This is a genomic window from Streptomyces sp. NPDC043996 (assembly GCF_056435225.1).
In genome coordinates, this window is sequence record NZ_JBWKEY010000003.1 from 130,706 (window position 1) to 150,731 (window position 20,026).

Annotated in this window: 16 protein-coding genes; 9 read left to right on the forward strand and 7 right to left on the reverse strand. The window is 72.9% G+C overall.

The genetic code is table 11. The annotated features are described in order from the left end of the window. The first annotated feature begins 134 nt into the window (after positions 1-134). Positions 135-1,646 carry an alpha/beta hydrolase gene (locus AC07A4_RS08025; RefSeq protein WP_478594608.1) on the forward strand — a complete coding sequence of 504 codons (1,512 nt, stop codon included), beginning with the start codon at positions 135-137 and terminating at the stop codon, positions 1,644-1,646. A 21-nt stretch (positions 1,647-1,667) separates the two neighbouring features. Here the strand turns inward: AC07A4_RS08025 and AC07A4_RS08030 are convergent, their stop codons facing one another. Genes AC07A4_RS08030 through AC07A4_RS08040 form a run of 3 tightly spaced genes read right to left on the reverse strand, consistent with a single transcriptional unit; the run spans position 1,668 to position 4,711 of the window. Then, positions 1,668-2,504 carry a carbohydrate ABC transporter permease gene (locus AC07A4_RS08030; RefSeq protein WP_478594610.1) on the reverse strand — a complete coding sequence of 279 codons (837 nt, stop codon included), beginning with the start codon at positions 2,502-2,504 and terminating at the stop codon, positions 1,668-1,670. Positions 2,505-2,507: 3 nt separating this feature from the next. After that, complete coding sequence (locus tag AC07A4_RS08035) at positions 2,508-3,455, reverse strand: carbohydrate ABC transporter permease (protein WP_478594612.1); 948 nt, start codon at positions 3,453-3,455, stop codon at positions 2,508-2,510. Then, positions 3,452-4,711, reverse strand: coding sequence for an ABC transporter substrate-binding protein (locus AC07A4_RS08040; protein ID WP_478594615.1), 1,260 nt, complete (start codon positions 4,709-4,711; stop codon positions 3,452-3,454). Before AC07A4_RS08040 ends, AC07A4_RS08035 begins: the two co-directional genes overlap by 4 nt. A 236-nt stretch (positions 4,712-4,947) precedes the next feature. Here AC07A4_RS08040 and cutA point away from each other — a divergent pair, with 236 nt between their 5' ends. From cutA to AC07A4_RS08065, 5 genes are all read left to right on the forward strand, one after another. Further along, entirely contained in the window at positions 4,948-5,274 is a 327-nt protein-coding gene (gene cutA, locus AC07A4_RS08045) for a divalent-cation tolerance protein CutA (protein ID WP_478594618.1), read from the forward strand. Between the two features lie 175 nt (positions 5,275-5,449). Next, a complete protein-coding gene (locus AC07A4_RS08050; protein WP_478594620.1) occupies positions 5,450-6,700 on the forward strand; it encodes a helix-turn-helix domain-containing protein in 1,251 nt (416 codons plus the stop codon). 91 nt (positions 6,701-6,791) lie between these two features. Then, positions 6,792-7,262: a hypothetical protein gene (locus AC07A4_RS08055; RefSeq protein ID WP_478594622.1), complete on the forward strand. Its 471-nt coding sequence runs from the start codon at positions 6,792-6,794 to the stop codon at positions 7,260-7,262. Then, positions 7,259-7,432 carry a hypothetical protein gene (locus AC07A4_RS08060; RefSeq protein ID WP_478594624.1) on the forward strand — a complete coding sequence of 58 codons (174 nt, stop codon included), beginning with the start codon at positions 7,259-7,261 and terminating at the stop codon, positions 7,430-7,432. The genes AC07A4_RS08055 and AC07A4_RS08060 overlap by 4 nt, the downstream gene beginning before the upstream one ends. Further along, positions 7,425-7,862, forward strand: coding sequence for a hypothetical protein (locus AC07A4_RS08065; protein ID WP_478594627.1), 438 nt, complete (start codon positions 7,425-7,427; stop codon positions 7,860-7,862). Before AC07A4_RS08060 ends, AC07A4_RS08065 begins: the two co-directional genes overlap by 8 nt. A 124-nt stretch (positions 7,863-7,986) precedes the next feature. On the opposite strand, the gene ppdK is transcribed toward AC07A4_RS08065, so the two are convergent. Then, positions 7,987-10,713 (reverse strand): pyruvate, phosphate dikinase, encoded by a 2,727-nt coding sequence (gene ppdK / locus AC07A4_RS08070; protein WP_478594629.1) that lies wholly within the window; start codon positions 10,711-10,713, stop codon positions 7,987-7,989. A 458-nt stretch (positions 10,714-11,171) separates the two neighbouring features. After that, positions 11,172-12,404, reverse strand: coding sequence for an ROK family transcriptional regulator (locus AC07A4_RS08075; protein WP_478594632.1), 1,233 nt, complete (start codon positions 12,402-12,404; stop codon positions 11,172-11,174). Positions 12,405-12,644: 240 nt separating this feature from the next. Between AC07A4_RS08075 and AC07A4_RS08080 the strand changes: the two genes are divergently transcribed. Together AC07A4_RS08080 and AC07A4_RS08085 are read left to right on the forward strand one after the other, a co-directional pair. Beyond that, positions 12,645-14,168, forward strand: a complete 1,524-nt coding sequence (locus tag AC07A4_RS08080) for an MGH1-like glycoside hydrolase domain-containing protein (RefSeq protein ID WP_478595887.1) — start codon at positions 12,645-12,647, stop codon at positions 14,166-14,168. After that, positions 14,161-16,185 (forward strand): amylo-alpha-1,6-glucosidase, encoded by a 2,025-nt coding sequence (locus AC07A4_RS08085; RefSeq protein WP_478594635.1) that lies wholly within the window; start codon positions 14,161-14,163, stop codon positions 16,183-16,185. The genes AC07A4_RS08080 and AC07A4_RS08085 overlap by 8 nt, the downstream gene beginning before the upstream one ends. Before the next feature lie 13 nt (positions 16,186-16,198). On the opposite strand, the gene dusB is transcribed toward AC07A4_RS08085, so the two are convergent. Together dusB and AC07A4_RS08095 are read right to left on the reverse strand one after the other, a co-directional pair. After that, positions 16,199-17,272 carry a tRNA dihydrouridine synthase DusB gene (dusB, locus tag AC07A4_RS08090; protein ID WP_478595890.1) on the reverse strand — a complete coding sequence of 358 codons (1,074 nt, stop codon included), beginning with the start codon at positions 17,270-17,272 and terminating at the stop codon, positions 16,199-16,201. 200 nt (positions 17,273-17,472) lie between these two features. Next, positions 17,473-18,453: a helix-turn-helix transcriptional regulator gene (locus AC07A4_RS08095; RefSeq protein WP_478594637.1), complete on the reverse strand. Its 981-nt coding sequence runs from the start codon at positions 18,451-18,453 to the stop codon at positions 17,473-17,475. 101 nt (positions 18,454-18,554) lie between these two features. On the opposite strand from AC07A4_RS08095, the gene AC07A4_RS08100 reads away from it, so the two are divergent. Continuing rightward, positions 18,555-20,003 (forward strand): MFS transporter, encoded by a 1,449-nt coding sequence (locus tag AC07A4_RS08100; protein ID WP_478594639.1) that lies wholly within the window; start codon positions 18,555-18,557, stop codon positions 20,001-20,003. The last annotated feature ends 23 nt before the right edge of the window (positions 20,004-20,026 follow it).

Genomic DNA, 20,026 nt, shown 5'->3' on the forward strand with positions numbered 1-20,026 from the left:
CGCAGGTTGACCGCTTCTGATCTCACTGTGGCGGGATTCTCCTCATGTGGAAGGAGGTCCTCTGCCTGCCGTGGCGTCCCCCAGGTCGGTACGTCCATACGTCCGTACGTCCACACGACCGAAGGGAGTTGTCCGTGGCTCACTCCGCACTGCGACGTCTCACGGTGCCGCTGCTCGCGCTCGGCCTGACCGCGACGCTCGCGCCCTCGCTGGCCGCGGGCCCGGCGGCGGCCGCGCCCCGCGCCACCGAGGCACGGGACCTCACGCGCTACACCCAGCAGAAGCTCACCTGGACGAGATGCGCCGCCGACAAACCGGCGGCGTTCCAGTGCGCGACGCTCAAGGTGCCCCTCGACTACAGCGCGCCGAAGGGCAAGACCCTTGAGGTCGCGGTGTCCCGGGTGCGCACGAGCGAGCCGGGCAAGCGGCGCGGCGTCCTGGCCCTCAACCCGGGCGGGCCCGGCACGCCGGGGCTCACCGTGCCGTCGGCGGCGGCCGAGTGGCTGCCTCAGGCCGTGCGCGAACGCTACGACCTGATCGGCTTCGACCCGCGCGGGATCGGCCGCAGCTCGCCGCTCGCGTGCGGGCTGACCGACGGCGAGAAGGCCTTCCCGCGGCCCACCCGCTCGGCGGCCGAGTTCGCCGAGAACACCGCGTGGGCCAAGGGCGTCGCGGACAAGTGCAGGGCCGCGAGCGGCGACGGCGTACTGCCGCACATCACCACGCGCAACACCGCCCGCGACCTGGACGTCCTTCGCGCCGTCCTGGGCGAGCGGAAGCTGTCGTACTTCGGCTACTCGTACGGCACCGCGCTCGGCGCGGTCTACACCCAGCTGTTCCCCGGGCGCGTGGACCGGTTCGTCCTCGACAGCGCCGACGACCCGGCGAAGCTGTGGCGCGAGATGGTCCGCATCTGGGCCCCGGAGGCCGAGCGGGCCTTCGCGCGCTGGACGAAGTGGACCGCCGCGCACGACTCCACGTACCAGCTGGGCGATTCGCCGGAGGGTGTCGCCCGGGCGTTCTGGAAGCTGGTCGAGGACGCGGACCGCGAGCCGATCACCGTCGGTGACGCGAAGCTGGACGGCGCCGCCGTGCGCCACCTCATGCGGCCCCGGCTCTACGCCGTCCGCAAGGGCGCCGAGACGTTCGTGACCCTGCGCAAGGCCGCCGCGGGCGAGACCGTGCCGGGCTTCCCGTCGTCGCCGCAGCCGGACAACGTGTTCGCCGGGCAGTTCGCCGTGGTGTGCGCGGACGCCGACTGGCCGCGCGACCCCGGGACGTACTACCGCGACGGCCTCGCCGACACCGCCCGCTACCCGCTGTACGGCGACTTCGTGTCGTCCATCAACCCGTGCGCGTTCTGGCCCCAGGGCGCCGAGCCCGCCACGCGCGTCGACAACCACGTGCCCGCGCTGATCGTGCAGAACGAGTGGGACTCGCAGACCCCGCTGGCCGCCGCCCAGGGCATGCGCCGCGCCCTCAAGGGCTCGCGCCTCGTCACCGTCGCCGACGGGGAGGGCCACGGCGTCCTCTTCGGCGGCACCCGCGACGCCTGCGCGGAGCGGGCCGCCGTGGGCTATCTGGTCACCGGCGAGCTCCCGGCCGCGGACGTGACCTGCCAGGCCGCGGCGCCGAAGCCCTCCTAGCGCCCCGCGGGGGCGGAACGGTCACTCGTCGATCCCCGACCGCTCCACCCCCGCCACGATCCACCGCTGGAAGAACAGGAACACCACGAGCAGCGGCAGGATCGACACGGCGGCCGCGACGAACAGCTCGTGCAGCCGGATCACTTGAGAGGTGGTGAAGGAGGCCAGGGCCACCTGGACGGTCCACGCGTCCCGGTCCTGGCCGATCACCAGCGGCCACAGGAAGGAGTTCCAGGCGCCGATGAACACGATGGTGCCGACGGCCGCGAACACTGGGCGCGTGTTCGGCACGACGACGCGCCAGTACGTACGCCAGTAGCCGAGCCCGTCGACACGCGCCGCGTCCTCCAGCTCACGTGGGAACCCCAGGAAGTACTGCCGGAAGACGAAGCACGCGAACGCCGAGAACAGCGTCGGCACGATCAGTCCCCGCAGCGTCGACACCCAGCCGAGCGACGACACGAGCACGAAGCTCGGTACGAAGGTGACGGCGGCCGGGACCATCAGGGTGGCGAGGATCGCGTAGAAGACGTGCTGGGCGTAGCGGTAGGGGATGCGGGCCAGGCCGTAGCCCGCGAGCGAGGCCACGAAGAGCGTGCCCGCCGTCGTCAGGACCGCGATCAGCGCCGAGTTGAGCAGCGAGCGGGCCATGGGCACCGTGGAGTCGCGGAACAGCTCGGTGACGTTCGAGAAGTGCAGGGTGGAGGGGAAGAACGTCCAGTCGGGCGAGGTGATGTCCTCCTCGGCGGCGAGCCCGTTGCGCACCAGGAGGTAGAAGGGGATCAGGAAGAGCAGGGCGAGGGCGATCAGGAGGGCCAGGCGCAGGGCCCTGCCCACGCGCACCCAGGCGTCGTGCACGGCTCAGGCTCCCTTCTCGTCGGCGCGGCCGAGCCCGAACCAGCGGGCCTGGCCCACCGTCACCACGGCGATGATCAGGGCGAGGAGCACCGCGCCCGCGCTGCCGAGGCCTAGGTTCTGCCCCTGGCCGAGCGCCGTGTAATAGAGGTAGACGAGCGGCGGGCGGGCGTACGGCGGGTAGCCACGGGCGTCGGACAGCAGGTTGTAGAACTCGTCGAAGGCCTGGAAGGCGTTGATGACGAGGAGCAGCACCACGGCGACCGACGTGGCGCGCAGCTGCGGCAGCGTGATGTGCCGCAGGACCTGCCAGCCGGGCCGGGCGCCGTCGACGGCCGCCGCCTCGTACAGCGTGGGCGAGATCCGCTGGAGCCCCGCCAGGAAAAGAACCATGTAGAACCCCGCCTGGAGCCACAGGCGTACGGTGACGATCACCAGCCAGTACCAGGGCGGTTCGGTGGTCGAAAGCCACGCCGTCTGGTCCGCGCCGAACCAGCCGAGCACGGTGTTCGCGAGCCCGAACCGCACCCCGTTGAAGATCGACATCTTCCAGATCAGGGCGGCCACGACATAGCTGCACGCCGCGGGCAGGAAGAACACCGACCGGAAGAACGCCTGCGCGCGCCGCAGCCGGTTCACCATGAGCGCGAGCGACAGCGACAGCACGAACGTCGTCGGCACGATGAACGCCGTGAAGACCGCGAACGTCCACAGGCTGTCGGTGAACGCGTCGTTCTTCAGCATCGACGTGTAGTTGTCGAAGCCGACGAACTCGGTGGGCGAGACGGTGTTGTGCGCGTCGAAGAAGCTGAGGTAGACGCTCCAGCCGAGCGGTACGTAGGTGAAGACGAGCAGGCCGAGCGCGAAGGGGCCGACGAACACCCAGAACCACAGGTTGCGGTTCTGCGGCCCGGCGAGCCGCCGCGCCAGGCCTGGGCGGCCGCCGCCGCTCACGCGGACTTCTTCCGCACGCGGTCCAGCTCAGCCGACACCTTCCTGACCACCGACCGCAGCTCGCTCTCCGGATTCGCCCCGGACTTGATGATCCGGCTGAGCGCGTCCTGGTAGGCGACGCGGCTGGCGGGCGTCCACAGCAGCGGCTCGGCGTGGCCGTTCTCGGTGGAGAAGCGCACGGCGTCGGCGGCGGGGCCCTTGGCGAGCGCGTCGGCCTTCTTCGCGAGGGAGAGCCGGGCGGGAATGTGGAAGCCGTAACTCAGCGCGAAGTCCCGCTGGTACGCGGTCTCGTCGATCCACAGCCACTTCAGATAGTCCTTGGCGGCGTCCTTGTGCTTGCTGCGGGCGCTCACGGCCGCGCCGTATGCGCCCACCGGCACGGCGGGCTTCCCTTCGGGGCCGTCCGCCGGGAACGCGAGCACCCCGAAGTCGTCCCCGAGCGCCTTGCGCACGGCGGGCAGCGCCCATAGGCCCGACCACTGCATGGCCGTGAGCCCCTGGACGAACGCCGACGGATCGGACCAGTCGGACGGCGCCCCCAGCAGCAGCGTCTTCGCCGCGTACAGCTCGCGCACCTTGGCGAGCGCGCGGGCGGCGGCCGGGTCGTCGAAGCCGACCTTCCCGTCGTCGGTGACGAGGCTGAGGCCCGCCGCGTACAGGGGCGTGCCGCCGAGGACACCCGCGCCACCGTCGTTACCAAGGAAGAGCCCTTTGACCTTCTTGTCGGTCAGCTCCTTCGCCGCGTCGACGAGCGCGTCCAGCGTGCGCGGCGGCTCGACGCCCGCGTCGTCGAGGAGGCTCTTGCGGTAGTACAGCAGCTGCATGTCGATGACCTGCGGGACCGCCCAGATCCTGCCGTCGTACGTCTTCGGCGCGAGCGCCACCGGGTTGAAGTCGTCCTTCACCCCGTCGAACAGGTCCGTCAGGTCGACGACCTGACCGCCCCTGATCTGGTCCAGGCTCGGCCCGTTGACCTCGAAGACATCCGGGCCCGACGTGGTGAGCAGCGCGGCGGCGGTCTGCTCGTCGTAGTTCCCCGGCCGCCACTGGACCTCGACGTCCGCCTTCCGGTACGCGGCCGCGTACCGCTTGACGGCCTGCTCGGTGCCCGCCTCGCCGTACTGGTGGTACCAGTGCGAGAGCTTCGGCCCCTTCCCACCCGAACCGCCGCCGTCGCGGCCGGTGTTGGACCCGCACGCGGTCAGCAGACCGGCGGCGGCCGCCGTGCCGAGCAGTGTCCTGCGCCTGATGGTCATGACGTTTCCCCCTGTGTGGATCGACGGGTACGTGTCGGGCCCAACGATCAACCATGCGGGGGGATTACGACAGGCGTATTGCGGCCGTGTGTTTCTGGGGGTGGCGTGGTGATGGGCGGGAGGGGGCGCGGCGCGTTAGGCGATGCCGCGTACTCGTGGCGGCCCCGCGCCCGTCCGCTCCGCGCGGGTCTGGGGCGTGTACCGGGGAGCCGTCGGCCGGGGCTACGCTCACTGCCATGGCTGACTACGTGCAGGTATCGACCGCTACCGAAACCCGTGACCAGGCCATCGAGTTGGCGCGGACGGCGGTCCGCGAGAGGCTCGCCGCGGGCGCGCAAGTCATCGGCCCCGTCGTGTCCGTGTTCTGGCACGCCGGTGAATTCGGCACCGGGGAGGAATGGCAGCTCCTCCTCAAGACCACCACCGACCGGTATCCAAAGCTGGAGGAGCACCTCGTCGGCAACCACCCTTGGAAGAGCCCGGAGGTGTGCGCCACGGCGATCACATCGGGCGCCGAGCCATACCTTCAGTGGATCCGTTCGTCCACCACCCCCGCCGACTAGCGGCGGGCCTGCTCCAGCACCTCGACGACCACAGGCAGGGTCCGGTACCTGGCTGCCGACAGCTCCGCCAGGACGGGCGCGAGCCGCTTCCTCGGCCTCGCGGACGCCTCACATGAGAACGGCCCCGCCCCCTACCCTGACAGTGACGAGCTGTTCCGAGAGAGGCAAGGCCGCGATGTCTCCAGACGCTACTCCGGACCCCTACGCCGACCCGCTGCGGTTCGGGCAACGCGTACAGGTCCTCCGCGAGCGTCGCGGTATGACGCGGCCCCAGTTGGCCGACTTGGTGGGCGTCTCGCCGTACACCCTCAAGAAGATCGAGAATGGCCAGCAGCAAGCTCCCGGCCTGGTCATGGTGTTGCGCATCGCCGAAGCGCTGCGCGTGCGCCAACTGTCCGATCTGACCGGGCACCCAGACACGCGCATTGATCTCTTCATCGGCCCCGGGCACCCTCGGCTCGCCTCCGTGAAGGCCGCTGTCGACTCCTTCGCCCTGGCCTCCGACGTCGAACCACCTCCCGTGGCCCACCTGGAGGCCCGTCTCCACGCCGCGTGGAAGGCACGCCACCAGGCGCCCAACCACCGCGAGGTCGTCGGTCGCCTGCTGCCGGACCTCATTCGCGACGGGACGGCCCTCGTCCGCCACGCCGACAGAGCGGCTGACCGGCGAGCAGCTCAGGCCCTGCTCGCGGAGGCGTACAGCCTCTGCCAGTTCTTCGTGGCCTACCAGCCCGACTCCAGCCTGCTGTGGCGCGTCGCCGAACGCGGGATGACCGCGGCGCGGGAATCGGAGGACGCGCACGCGATCGGCGTGGCGGCGTGGCTGCTGGCGCAGGCGCACCGCGATACCGGCCCGCGCCACTTCGATGCCGCCGACGCCGTCAACCTCGAAGCGGTCCGCTACCTGGAGCCGCTGCTGCCGGACGCCTCGGACGACGTCCTGGCCATCGCGGGGGCCCTCCAGTTCGAGCTCGGGTACACCGCGGCCCGGCGGCGGGACACCGGGACCGCGTGGCGGCACTGGGACAACGCGAACGCGATGGCCGCGCGTCTGCCGCGGGACTACTACCACCCGGTCACGTCCTTCAGCCGCGCCATCATGGGCGCGCACGCCGTGACGGTCGCTGTCGAGCTGCACCAGGGCGGGGAGTCCGTGCGGCAGGCCGCGAAGGCGGACGAGGCCGTCATCAAGTCCCGTCCCCGCCGGGCCCGGCACAGGATCGAAGAGGCACGCGGCTTCCAGCTCGACGGGCAGCCCGATGTCGCCATCGCCACGCTGGAGAAGGCTCACCGCGCGGCGCCGGAGACGATCGCGTACAACGGCTACGCGCGCCGGATCATCCTCGAAGAGGTCGAGTCGTGGCAGCCGGGACGCCGCCGTCGCGCGAGTGAACTGGCGGCGGAGATCGGCATCCTGGCGGCGTGACGAAGGGACCGGATTCCGGTCCCTGCCTCGTTCCCCCTACGCCTACGGTCGCGGACGTGAGCCACATCACCGCGACCGTGAGGGCAGCCCGATGACGACCGAACCAGCGGCCAGGAGAGCGATCGCCGACTGGCTGGCGGGGGCCGACCCCGACCCCGGCCGGGTCTGGAAGGAGTGGGGCGAGCGCGGCGTCGCCCTGCTCCCCCTCGGCCGCCGTTTCGACGCGATCCGTGTCCCCGCCGAGCGCGTCCACGCCGCCGTCGGCAGCGACCGGCCGGAGGCCGTAGCCGAGACCCTGGCCGCCTGGCTCGAAGGACCGGTGATCCGCGACCTCCGCAGCCCCCTCGGCCCGTACTACGCCCTCATCCCACCGGATGCCCACTGGGACGGCCCGCAGGAACGGCTGAGCACCCACACCCTCCTCGGCGTGCCGCGCCCCGGCCACCTCTCGCTCCTCGCCTGCTGGGTCGTCCCACCGCACACTCCCGGCAACCTGTGCGACCCCGTACACCTGCGCACGCTGCTCACACTGGCCAGCCCGCTGCGGACGGTGGGCCAATGAACACGCACGACGACACCGACGACGGCTACGAACTCCCGGACCAGCGGTACGCGGCCTACCGCGCCCACCTCGCCACCTGCCCCCGCAGACACCTCGGCCTCCTCACCGACTGCGTCGAGGGCACCCGGCTGCGCGCCGCCTGGACCACGGGAGAGCGCACCCATGCCTGACCAGACCCCGCTCCTGGCCCTGTACGCCCTACCGGCGGACCCCGGCACCCTTCCGCCGCCCCAATGCTCGGGCGCCGTCTGCGTCTGGTGCCAGTACGAACTCCGCCCCGGCGAAGGCATCGACCTCGGCGGCACCGGCGGCTGGCGCCCCCACGGCTGCGTCCCCTGCTGCGAAATCGAAAACCACGTCATCGCCACCTACCTGGACTGGCACGACCACGGCATCACCTGCCAACGCTGCCCGCACGGGCCCTGCGCGCGAGCCCACGACCTGCGCGAAGCGCACCTCAACGCCCACAAGCAGGCCGGTAGACCCCAGCCAGCATGCGCGCAATGCCAAGCCCCCATCACACCCGGCGAACCCCTCCGCCCCCACCTCTGGCAAGGACAGAACGGCCCCGTACCCGGCTACCTCCACACCCGTGCGTGACCGCAGGGCGAAGGGGCGGCACCCCCGCACAGGGTGCCGCCCCTTCCTCGTGGACCGGGACCGCCGCCGCATCGGTTGAGGGTCGGGGACACGGCGGCGGTCCCGGGGTTCATTCCCCGGTGGGTCAGCGGTGGTCGCTGCCCTGGGCCTGGGAGGCCGCGCGGCCCGCCTCCAGGCGGGCGACCGGGATGCGGAACGGGGAGCAGGAGACGTAGTCCAGGCCCACCTCGTGGAAGAAGTGGACGGACTCGGGGTCGCCGCCGTGCTCGCCGCAGACGCCGAGCTTGATGTCGGGGCGAGTGGCCCGGCCGGCCTCGACGGCGCTGCGGACGAGGGCGCCGACGCCGTCCTTGTCGATGGTCTCGAAGGGGCTGACGCCGAAGATGCCCTTCTCCAGGTACGCGGTGAAGAAGGAGGCTTCGACGTCGTCGCGGGAGAAGCCCCAGACCGTCTGGGTCAGGTCGTTGGTGCCGAAGGAGAAGAACTGGGCGGCCTCGGCGATCTGACCGGCGGTCACGGCGGCGCGCGGCAGCTCGATCATGGTGCCGATGGCGAGCTTGAGGTCGGTGCCGGTGGCGGCCTGGACCTCGGCGATGACCTGGTCGGCCTCCTCGCGGACGATCTCCAGCTCCTGGACGGTGCCCACGAGCGGGATCATGATCTCGGCGCGCGGGTCGCCCTTGGCGTTCTTGCGCTCGGCGGCGGCCTCCGCGATGGCGCGCACCTGCATGGTGAACAGGCCGGGGATGACCAGGCCGAGGCGCACGCCGCGCAGGCCGAGCATCGGGTTCTGCTCGTGCAGGCGGTGCACGGCCTGGAGGAGACGGAGGTCGTTCTCGTTGTGGTCCTTGCGGGACTCGGCGAGCGCGACGCGGACCGAGAGCTCGGTGATGTCGGGCAGGAACTCGTGCAGCGGCGGGTCGAGGAGGCGGACGGTGACCGGCAGGCCGTCCATCGCCTCGAAGAGCTCGACGAAGTCCTTCTTCTGGAGCGGCAGGAGCTCCTTGAGGGCGTCCTCGCGCTCCTCGTCCGTGTCGGCGAGGATCAGGCGCTCGACCATCTCGCGGCGCTCGCCGAGGAACATGTGCTCGGTGCGGCACAGGCCGATGCCCTGGGCGCCGAAGCGGCGGGCGCGCAGCGCGTCCTCGGCGTTGTCGGCGTTGGCGCGCACCCGCAGGCGCCGCTTGCCGTCGGCGAACGCCATGATGCGGTGCACGGCCTGGACGAGTTCGTCGGCGTCGTCGGCGCCCGCGTGCATGCGGCCCTCGAAGTACTCGACGACCGGGGAGGGGACCACGGGCACCTCGCCCAGGTAGACCTTGCCCGTCGAGCCGTCGATGGAGACGACGTCGCCCTCCTCGACGACGGTGCCGTTCACGGTGAGGCGGCGGCGCTTGGTGTCGACCTCCAGGTCCTCGGCGCCGCAGACACAGGTCTTGCCCATGCCGCGGGCGACGACGGCGGCGTGGGAGGTCTTGCCGCCGCGCGAGGTCAGGATGCCCTCGGCGGCGATCATGCCGTCGAGGTCGTCGGGGTTGGTCTCGCGGCGGATCAGGATGACCTTCTCGCCGGAGCGGGACCACTTGATCGCGGTGTACGAGTCGAAGACGGCCTTGCCGACGGCGGCGCCCGGCGACGCGGCGATGCCGCGGCCCAGCTGCTCGACCTTCGCCTCGTCGTCGAAGCGCGGGAACATCAGCTGCGCGAGCTGCGCCCCTGTGACGCGCTGGAGCGCCTCGGCCTCGCTGATCAGGCCCTGGTCGACGAGCTGGGTGGCGATGCGGAAGGCCGCGCCCGCGGTGCGCTTGCCGACGCGGGTCTGGAGCATCCACAGCTGGCCGCGCTCGATGGTGAACTCGATGTCGCAGAGGTCCTTGTAGTGGGTCTCAAGGGTCTCCATGATCTGCATGAGCTGGTCGTACGACTTCTTGTCGATCCGCTCGAGCTCCGCGAGGGGGACGGTGTTGCGGATGCCCGCGACGACGTCCTCGCCCTGCGCGTTCTGCAAGTAGTCGCCGTACACGCCCTGGTGGCCGGAGGCCGGGTCGCGGGTGAAGGCGACGCCGGTGCCGGAGTCGGGGCCGAGGTTGCCGAAGACCATGGAGCAGACGTTGACGGCCGTGCCGAGGTCGTGGGGGATGCGCTCCTGGCGGCGGTAGAGCTTGGCGCGGTCGCCGTTCCACGAGTCGAAGACCGCCTTGATGGCGAGGTCCATCTGTTCGCGCGCGTCCTGCGGGAAGTCGCGGCCCGCCTCGGTCTTGACGATCTTCTTGAACTTGGTGACGAGCTTCTTGAGGTCGCCCGCCTCCAGGTCGGTGTCGACGGTGACCTTCTTGGCGGCCTTGGCCGCCTCCAGGGCGTCCTCGAAGAGCTCGCCGTCGACGCCGAGGACGGTCTTGCCGAACATCTGGATGAGGCGGCGGTAGGAGTCCCACGCGAACCGGTCGTCGCCGGCCTGCTGGGCCAGACCCTGGACGGACTTGTCGGAGAGCCCGATGTTCAGGACGGTGTCCATCATGCCGGGCATGGAGAACTTGGCGCCCGAGCGGACGGAGACGAGCAGCGGGTCGTCGGCCTGGCCGAGCTTCTTGCCCATCGACCGCTCAAGGGCGTCGAGGTGCGCACTCACCTCGTCACGCAGTGCCGCGGGCTCCTCGCCGCTGTCGAGGTAGACCTTGCAGGCCTCGGTGGTGATGGTGAAGCCCGGAGGCACCGGAAGACCCAGGTTGGTCATCTCGGCGAGGTTCGCGCCCTTCCCGCCGAGGAGGTCCTTGAGGTCCTTGTTGCCCTCGGTGAAGTCGTAAACGAACTTCACGTCCTGAGCTACGTGGGGATCTTTGTTTTCCGACACGGGTCTCGACTCCTCGAGGACGCGGTGGCTGCCCTGACGGCGAGGAACATACCCAGATCGAAGGCTCATGGGTACGTCCACTTGTGCGTCACACGGCTGTAACCACCCGTCCGCCGCTAGATCGAAAGTGACTCATGGGTAGGGGGAGTGGGGGTCACGTGTTCAAGTCTTGAATGCGCTATCCCCGTAGACCCCGCGTTTCGCTCAGATGAGCACCGAAGTCCCCAGTTGTGAGTTCAGGTCGTAAATGATCGAGCGATGGCACTCAGTGCCACCACTTGGAGAAGTGCAGCCACGCTTTTGTCGCTCATCTGAGCGCAAGGCCTATCAGGGGTGGCGAGAATCACGCCGTTTCCGGAGGCGAAATACCGGCATCCGGGCACCCGGCGAGCCGCGTGCGCCCGACCCGCCGGAGCCTCCCCGGACCGCCTGGTTCCGCTCGGGGGTCCGCAGTCCGCTCAGAGGCCGAGCGCGGCGAGCCGCTCCTCCGCCCGCTGCGGCGCGTAGAGGTGCTCCACCACCAGCGCTCCCGCCCCGATCAGGCCCGCCCGCTCGCCGAGCCGCGAGGTGACGATCTCCAGGTGGGCCGTGGAGCGCGGCAGCGCCCGCTGGTAGAGCAGCTCCCGCACGCCCGTGAGGAAGGGAGTTCCGGCCAGATCTCCGGCGATCATGAGAACGCCGGGGTTGAGCAGCGTCACGACCGTGGCGAGCACCTCGCCGACCTGGCGGCCCGCCTCGCGGGCGAGCCGCACCGCCTCCGGGTGCCCGGCCGCGATCAGGCGGGCCACGTCCCAGCCGCTGGCCGCCGGGACGCCCGCCGCCGCGAGCCGCCCGGCGAGCGCACGGCCGCTGGCCACGGCCGCCAGACAGCCGTACGAGCCGCACTTGCACAGGGCGCTCTCGCTGCCGGGGACCCCGGGCACCCGGACGTGCCCGATGTCGCCCGCGCCGCCGTCCACGCCCCGGTAGACGAAGCCGTCGACGACCATGCCCGCGCCGATGCCGGTGGAGACCTTGACCAGGGCGAAGGCCGTGCAGTCGGGGTAGGAGGCGCGCTGTTCGCCGTACGCCATCAGGTTCGCGTCGTTGTCGACGAGCACCGGGACGCGGGCGGACCCGTCCGTCCGCGCGGCGAAGGCCCGGCGCAGGCGCGCTCTTATGTCGTAGCCGTCCCAGCCCGGCATGATCGGCGGCTGCACCACGCGGCCCGTCTCGCTGTCGACCGGGCCCGGCACCGCGAGCCCGATGCCGCACACGGCCCGCGCGGGGCGGGCGCCCTCGCGCAGCAGCGCCGCGAACCTGGCGCCGAGCTCGTCCAGGACCCGCTCGGGGCCCTCGTCGACGCGCAGCGCCCCGGTGTGCTCGGCGATCACCTCGCCCGCCAGGGTGAGCAGGGCGGTGCGGGCGTGCCGGGTCTCCAGGTCGGCGGCGAGGACGACGGCGTGCGCGTCGTCGAACTCCAGGAGCACGGCGGGGCGGCCGCCCAGCGGGGACTCCACGGGCGCGCCCGCGCCCTCGCGCAGCCAGCCCGCGCGGAAAAGCCGGTCCAGGCGCTGGCCCACGGTGGCCCGGGACAGGCCCGTGGCCTGCTGGAGGGCGCCGCGCGTGGTGGCGCGGCCGCTGCGCACGAGGTCGAGCAGATCGCCCGCGCTGGCCTGCGCGCCCCCGCGCACCGGCGTTCCGCTCCCCATGCCCACGCTCACTCCCCCGTTGTACCCGATTCTCCCCTTGTGCAGGTCAACTCCACGTTACATATTGGGTTTTGCGTGTTGAGTATGCGTAACCCTAGGCTGGTCGAAGCCAAACTGACAGACCGTCGGCGAGATGCCGTCGGGCTGAGGGAGTGACGCGTGGACCGCACCTCCTCCACGGGCGCGGCGGCGCCCTTAGACCACACCGCGACGGCGCCACCGCCACCGGCCGCCCCGGCCGTGACCTCCGCCGCGGCTCCCCGCGCCCCGGCGCGGCCGCACCGCCCCGACGCCCTGCGCGAGCGCGCCGCCCGCGTGCTGCACGGCAACTGGACCGGCACCTCCACCGTCCCCTCCCGCGCGCTCTACCCCCACCAGTGGTCCTGGGACTCGGCGTTCATCGCGATCGGCCTCCGCCATCTGTCGCCCCTGCGGGCCCAGCTGGAGCTGGAGACGCTGCTGCGCGCGCAGTGGGCCGACGGCCGCGTGCCGCACATCGTGTTCAACCCGGCCGTGCCCCACGACGCCTACTTCCCGAGCCCCGACTTCTGGCGCTCAAGCACCGCGGGCCGCGCGGCGGGGGCGCCCGCGGCGGCCCAGACCTCCGGCATCGTGCAGCCGCCGGTGCACGCGCTCGCCGCCTGGCTGGTGCACCTCGCCGACCCCGGCCTGTCCCGGGCCCGCTCCTTCCTGGCCCGGGTCCACCCCCGGCTCGCCGCCTGGCACCGCTTCCTGCTGCACCGCCGCGACCTGGGCGGCGCCGGGCTCGCGGCGGTCGTCCACCCCTGGGAGCAGGGCATGGACAACAGCCCCTGCTGGGACGCGCCGCTGAGCCGCGTCGCGCCCGCGCGGCCCCGCACGTTCCGGCGCGCCGACCTCGACCACGGCAGCCCGCGCGACCGGCCGACGGACCTCGACTACGGCAGGTACGTGCGCCTGGCGGCGGACTACCGCGACCGGGCCTACGGCGCCGCGGACCACCCGCGCGCCATCCGCACCGGGGACTTCGCCGTCGAGGACCCCTCCTTCAACGCCCTGCTCATCGCCTCGGAGTACGCGCTCGCCCGGATCACCGGCGAGCTCGGCGTGCCCGCGACGGCCCGGCACGAGCGGGCACAGCGCCTGACGCGGACCCTGGTGGAGCGGCTGTGGGACCCAGCGGCTGGGATCTTCCGCTGCCGTGACCTGCGGGCCGGGGCGGCACACGGGGCGCTGGTGGCCGAGCGCGGCGTCAGCGGGCTCGTCCCGCTGCTGCTGCCCGGGCTGCCGGGCGAGGTCGTCGCGGCCCTGGTGCGCACCGCGTGCGGGCCGCACTTCGAACTCGGCGGCCGGGCCCGCCTGGTGCCGAGCCACGACCTGCTCAGCCCGGCGTTCGACGCCCGGCGGTACTGGCGCGGGCCCGCCTGGATCAACACCAACTGGCTCCTTGAACGCGGCCTGAGACGCCACGGCGAGCGGCAGCGGGCCGACGCCCTGCGCGCCGCGCTGCTTGAGGTCGCGGCCGCGTCCGACTTCTCGGAGTACGTGGATCCGTACACGGGACAGGGCTGCGGCGCCCGCGGCTTCAGCTGGAGCGCCGCCCTCGCGCTCGATCTGCACCTGGACACCGGCCACGGCGGGCACGCCACGGTGGGGCCCGGCGTGAGCACGCACAACGACGAACACGTCGGACACGACGGACACGACGGCGCACGCGACGACGAACACGACGAACGCAACGGCCAGCGGGACGAGGACAGGGACGAGGAGAGGGAGCATGACTGACCGGCAGCAGCACCGGCTGCTCGTGCGCGGCACGACCTTCGCGGCGCTGGGCGTGGGCGGCGACGTCCGCGGCGTCCCGGGCGGCGGTGCCCCGGACGGCCTGTTCGTACGCGACGCGCGGCACCTGAGCCGCTGGCAGCTGACCGTGGACGGCGCGGTGCCGGAGGTGCTCGCGGCGGACGACGGCGTCGACGCCACCGGGGCCACCGGGGCCACCGGCGCCGCGGCGGGCGCGGGCGCGGACGTGGCGCGCTGTGTGCTCGTGCCGCGCGGCGGCCGCCAGGAGCCGCCCGCGTACACGGTCTTCCGCGAACAGGCCGTCACCGACGGCACGTTGGTGGAGGCGGTGCGGATCACCAGCAACCGCCCGGTGCCGACGACGCTGCGGCTCGCGTTGACCGCCGACGCCGACTTCACCGACCAGTTCGAGCTGCGCTCGGACCACCGTACGTACGCCAAGCCGGGCGCCGTCCGCTCCCGGCGGGTCCTGCGGACGGCGGACGGCGACGGCGAACAGGGGCCGGGCGGCGTCGAGTTCGCCTACCGGCGCGGCGACTGGCTGGCCCGTACCACCGTGACGTCCGAGCCCGCGCCGGACGCCGTCGAGGAGACCGGCACCGGCGCCCGGCGCCTGGTGTGGTCCTTCGAGCTCCAGGCGCACGCCTGCGCCGAGCTGGCCCTCACCGTGGTCGCCGCGCCGCACGGGGCGCCCCCGCCCCCGCCGCCGCCCGCCTCACCCGGCGCGGCCGTGCGCCAGCTCGCCGCCGCCCAGCGGGAGTTCACGGCCGCGGTGACGCTGCCCCCGGACTGGCCCGAGCTGGCCGCCGCGTGCGGCCGCGGCCTCGCCGACCTCGCCGCGCTCCAGGTGCCCGCGCGCGGCCCGGACGGCGAGGACCTGCGGGTGCCCGGGGCCGGTGCGCCCTGGTTCCTCACCCTGCTCGGCCGCGACGCCCTCCTGACCTCCCTGTTCGCCCTGCCGCAGCTGCCGCGCCTGGCCGCCGCGACGCTGCCCGCGCTCGCCGCGACGCAGGCCGCGCCGGACACCGAGGGGCGCGTCGCCCAGCCCGGCAAGATCGTGCACGAGGTGCGGCACGGCGAGCTCGCCCACTTCGGGCAGGTCCCCTACGGCCGGTACTACGGCTCCGTCGACGCCACGCCGCTGTTCCTGGTGCTGCTCGGCGCGTACACCGAGCGGACCGGCGACACCGCGCTCGCCCGCCGTCTCGCGCCGCAGGCGCGCGCCGCCGTCGGCTGGATGCTGGACCACGGCGGGCTCACCTCGCGCGGCTACCTCGTCTACCGCGCCGACGAGGGCGGGCTCGCCAACCAGAACTGGAAGGACTCCCCCGGCGCGATCTGCGGCGCCGACGGCACCCGGCCGACGGGCCCAGTGATGGCGGCGGGCGCGCAGGGGTACGCGTACGACGCGCTGCGGCGCACGGCGTGGCTGGCGCGGACGGTGTGGGACGACGCGGTGTACGCGGACCTGCTCGCGCAGGCCGCGGCGGACTTGCGGGACCGCTTCCAGCGGGACTTCTGGATGGCCGCGCACGGCTTCCCCGCGCTCGCCCTGGACGGCGAGGGCCGCCAGGTCGACGCGCTCGCCTCCGACGCGGGGCATCTGCTGTGGTCCGGTCTCCTGGACAAGGAGTACGGCGAGACGGTCGGGCGCAGGCTCCTGGAGCCGGACTTCTTCTCCGGCTGGGGCGTGCGCACGCTCGCCTCCGGCCAGGGCGCCTACCATCCGCTGTCCTACCACCGGGGCTCGGTGTGGCCGCACGACAACGCCCTCATCGCGCTCGGCCTGTCCCGCTACGGCCTCCACGACGAGGCACGGACGGTGGCCCGCGGCCTCGTCGACGCCGCCACGGCCGCCTCCGGCCGCCTCCCGGAGGCCCTGGCGGGCTACGACCGCGGCGCCTACCCCACCCCGGTCCCCCACCCGCACGCCTGCCCCCGCGAATCCCGCTCGGCGGCGGCGCCACTGGCGCTGCTCACGGCGGTGACGGGAGGGTGACCCGAGGGGCCGCTCAGCCGCCGGAGGTGTCCAGTTCCGCCTCGGCGGAGACGCCAGCGCAGTCGTAGGGGTCCCGCAGCCAGCCGTCCGGCAGGACCACGCGGTTGTTGCCGGAGGTCCGGCCGCGCGGGCCGTCCGCCCCGTCGGGCCAGCCCTGCGCCAGGTCCAGCTCGTCGAGGCCGGCGCGCAGCTCGGCGAGGGACGAGGTGATCGCGAGGCGCTTGCGCATCTCGGAGCCGACGGCGAACCCCTTCAAGTACCAGGCCACGTGCTTGCGGAAGTCGATCACTCCGCGTGCCTCGTCCCCGATCCACTCGCCGAGGAGCGTCGCGTGCCGGATCATCACGTCCGCGACCGTGCCGAGGTCCGGCCGCGCCACGTCACCGGCGCGCCCCTCGAACGCCGCCACCAGGTCGCCGAAGAGCCACGGCCGCCCCAGGCAGCCGCGCCCCACGACCACTCCGTCGCACCCGGTCTCGCGCATCATCCGCAGCGCGTCGTCCGCCGACCAGATGTCGCCGTTGCCGAGCACGGGGATCTCCGGGACGTGCTCCTTGAGGCGGGCGATGGCCGACCAGTCCGCCGTGCCGCCGTAGTGCTGCGCGGCCGTCCGCCCGTGCAGGGCGATCGCGGTGACGCCCTCCTCGACGGCGATGCGGCCCGCGTCCAGGTACGTGATGTGGTCGTCGTCGATGCCCTTGCGCATCTTCATGGTGACGGGCAGGTCACCGGCGCCGGACACCGCCTCGCGCAGGATCGCGCGCAGCAGGTTCCGCTTGTACGGAAGCGCGGAGCCGCCGCCCTTGCGGGTCACCTTGGGGACGGGGCAGCCGAAGTTCAGGTCGATGTGGTCGGCGAGGTCCTCCTCCGCGATCATGCGGACGGCCTTGCCGACGGTGGCGGGGTCGACCCCGTACAGCTGGATCGAGCGCGGCTTCTCGCTCGCGTCGAAGTGGATCAGCTGCATGGTCTTCTCGTTGCGCTCGACCAGGGCCCGCGTCGTGATCATCTCGCTGACGAAGAGGCCCTTGCCGCCGGAGAACTCCCGGCACAGCGTCCGGAACGGCGCGTTCGTGATGCCCGCCATGGGCGCGAGCACGACGGGCGGCTCTACGGCGTGCGGGCCGATCGCGAGGGCCGCGGGCGCGGCGGACGGCTGGACCGACGACGACGGCTGCGACGGCTGCGACGGCGACGGCTGCGACTGGGACATCGGGCGGCACTCCGGTGGCGTACGAGAAGGGGGCAAGCCTCCATTGTCCCTCAGCCCGCGCCCGGCCCGTCCCCTCAGCCCCCGCCCGGCCCGTTCCCGCCTCCCGCGCCCGCCCCGTCCCCGAGCTCCGCGAGCCGCTCCAGGCGGGCCTCCGTCGCGTCGTCGGCGGGCACGTACGCGACCAGGCGGTAGGCCCGCGACTCCGGGGCGAGCCACATGTTGCGGTGCTCCAGGTTGAGCAGCCCCACCTCGGGGTGCTGATAGCGCTTGACGTGCGGGGACATCGTGGCGACCTCGTGCCGCTCCCACAGCGCGCGGAACTCGGCCGACTCCTCCAGGAGGCCCCGCAGGCGCTCCTTCCAGGCGGGCTCGGCGACGTGCTCGGCCATGCCCGCGCGGAACTTCGCGATCAGGTCCCGCAGCATCTCGTCCCGGTCGAGGAACGTCTCGCGCCAGCGCTTGCTCGTGGTCAGCAGCCACAGGCAGTTGCGCTCGCGCGGCGGCAGCTCGGTCAGCTCGCCGAAGACCTGCGCGAAGGGGCGGTTGTGGGCGAGGACGTCGTACCGGGCGTTCTGCAGCGTGGCCGGGTAGGGCGCGATGCGGTGCATCAGGCGCAGGGCGGTGCCGGACACCAGGGGGCAGTCCGTGTCCGGGCGCGGGTCGACGGCGCCCGCGAGGGCGAAGAGGTGGCCGCGCTCGGTCTGGTCCATGAGCAGCGCGCGGGCGATCGCGTCCAGGACCTGCGTGGACACGCGGATGGGCCGCCCCTGCTCCAGCCACGTGTACCAGGTGACGCCGACGGCCGACAGCTGCGCGACCTCCTCGCGCCGCAGCCCCGGGGTGCGCCGCCGGGCGCCGCGCGGCAGGCCCGCCTGCTCGGGGGTGATCCGCTCGCGGCGGCTGCGCAGGAAGGCGGCGAGCGCCTGGCGCCGGGAGTCCGCGTCGCTGGCGGGGGCGTCGTGGCGGGCAGGGGCGTCGTGACGGGCGGGGGCGTCGTCACGGGCGGGCACGGGGAACGTGGTGGCGTACGGTGCCGCCGTCTGCTCTGCGGTCATGGTCACGCTCCCAGGCTGCCCGAGCCCGCACCCGGTTGCCAGGTGCGTCTACTACCAGGATAAGGAGACTCTGGTACCCGTCTTGGCGGCCGCCCATCGTCGTGTCCGTGACTCTCTCGACCGCCCCCTCCGCATCCCGTACCAGCTCCTCGCCTGCCGCCGCCCCGACGGCCCTCACCCCCCTCGGCCTCGTCACCATCCTGCTCGGCGCCGCGCTGCCGATGGTCGACTTCTTCATCGTCAACGTGGCCCTGCCGAGCATCGAGGCGGACCTGCGGGCCTCGCCCGCCACCCTGGAGATGATCGTCGCGGGGTACGCCGTCGCGTACGCCGTGCTGCTCGTCCTCGGTGGCCGCCTCGGCGACAGCTACGGCCGCCGCCGGCTCTTCCTGTGGGGCGTGGCCGCCTTCGGGATCACCTCGCTGGCCTGCGGACTCGCGCCGACCGCCTGGTGGCTCGTGGCCGCGCGGGTGGCCCAGGGCGCCGCGTCCGCGCTGATGCTGCCGCAGGTGCTCGCCACCATCCACGCGACCACGAGCGGCGCGCGGCGGGCGAAGGCCGTGTCGCTGTACGGGTCCGTCGGCGGGGTCTCCATGGTGCTGGGGCAGATCCTCGGCGGCGTCCTGGTGGCCGCCGACGTCGCGGGCACCGGATGGCGCATGACGTTCCTGGTGAACGTGCCAGTCGCCGCGCTCGCGCTGGTGTTCGCGGTGCGTTCCGTGCCGGACAGCCGCGCCGAGCGGCCCGCCCGCGGTGACGTCGGCGGGCCCGTCCTGCTTGCCGTCGCCCTGACGGCGCTGCTCCTTCCGCTGACGGAGGGCAGGGCCGCGGGCTGGCCCCTGTGGTCCGTGCTCACGCTGCTCGCCTCGCCGCTGCTGATCTGGGCGTTCGCCGCGGTGGAGCGGCGGGCCGAGCGCACCGGCGGCAGCCCGCTCCTGCCGCCGTCCCTGATGCGCGAGCCCGGTGTGCGCCGGGGCCTGGTCATCGGCGTACCGATCTTCATCGGCTTCAGCGGGTTCATGTTCGTGAGCGCCGTCGTGCTCCAGGAGGGCCTGGAGTTCAGCGCGCTCAAGGCGGGGCTGACGCTGATCCCCATGGGCGTCGCCCAGTTCACGGCGTCGATGCTTGCGCCGCGCCTGACCGACCGGCTCGGCACCCGCGTCCTGACCCTGTGCGCGCTGGTGCACGGCGCGGGCCTCGTCGTCCTCGCCCTGACCGTGCTGTGGACCCCGTGGTCGGCGCTCTCACCGCTGGCGCTCGCGCCGGGCCTCGCGCTGTGCGGGTTCGGGCAGGGCATCCAACTGCCGCTGTACTTCCGCATCCTGCTGTCCGCGGTGCCCGCCGCGCGGGCCGGGGCGGGCAGCGGGCTCGCCGCGACGGCCCAGCAGTCCTGCCTGGCCGTCGGCGTGGCGACCCTCGGCTCGCTGTTCCTGACGCTGGACACCGGCATGGGGACGCGGGGCGCGTTCGCGACGGTCCTCGCCGTGCAGTTGGCCGGGCTCCTCGGCCTGGCGGCGCTGACCCTGCGGCTGCCGCGCGACCTCGGCTGAGGCACCCCACGCGCCCCGGGGTT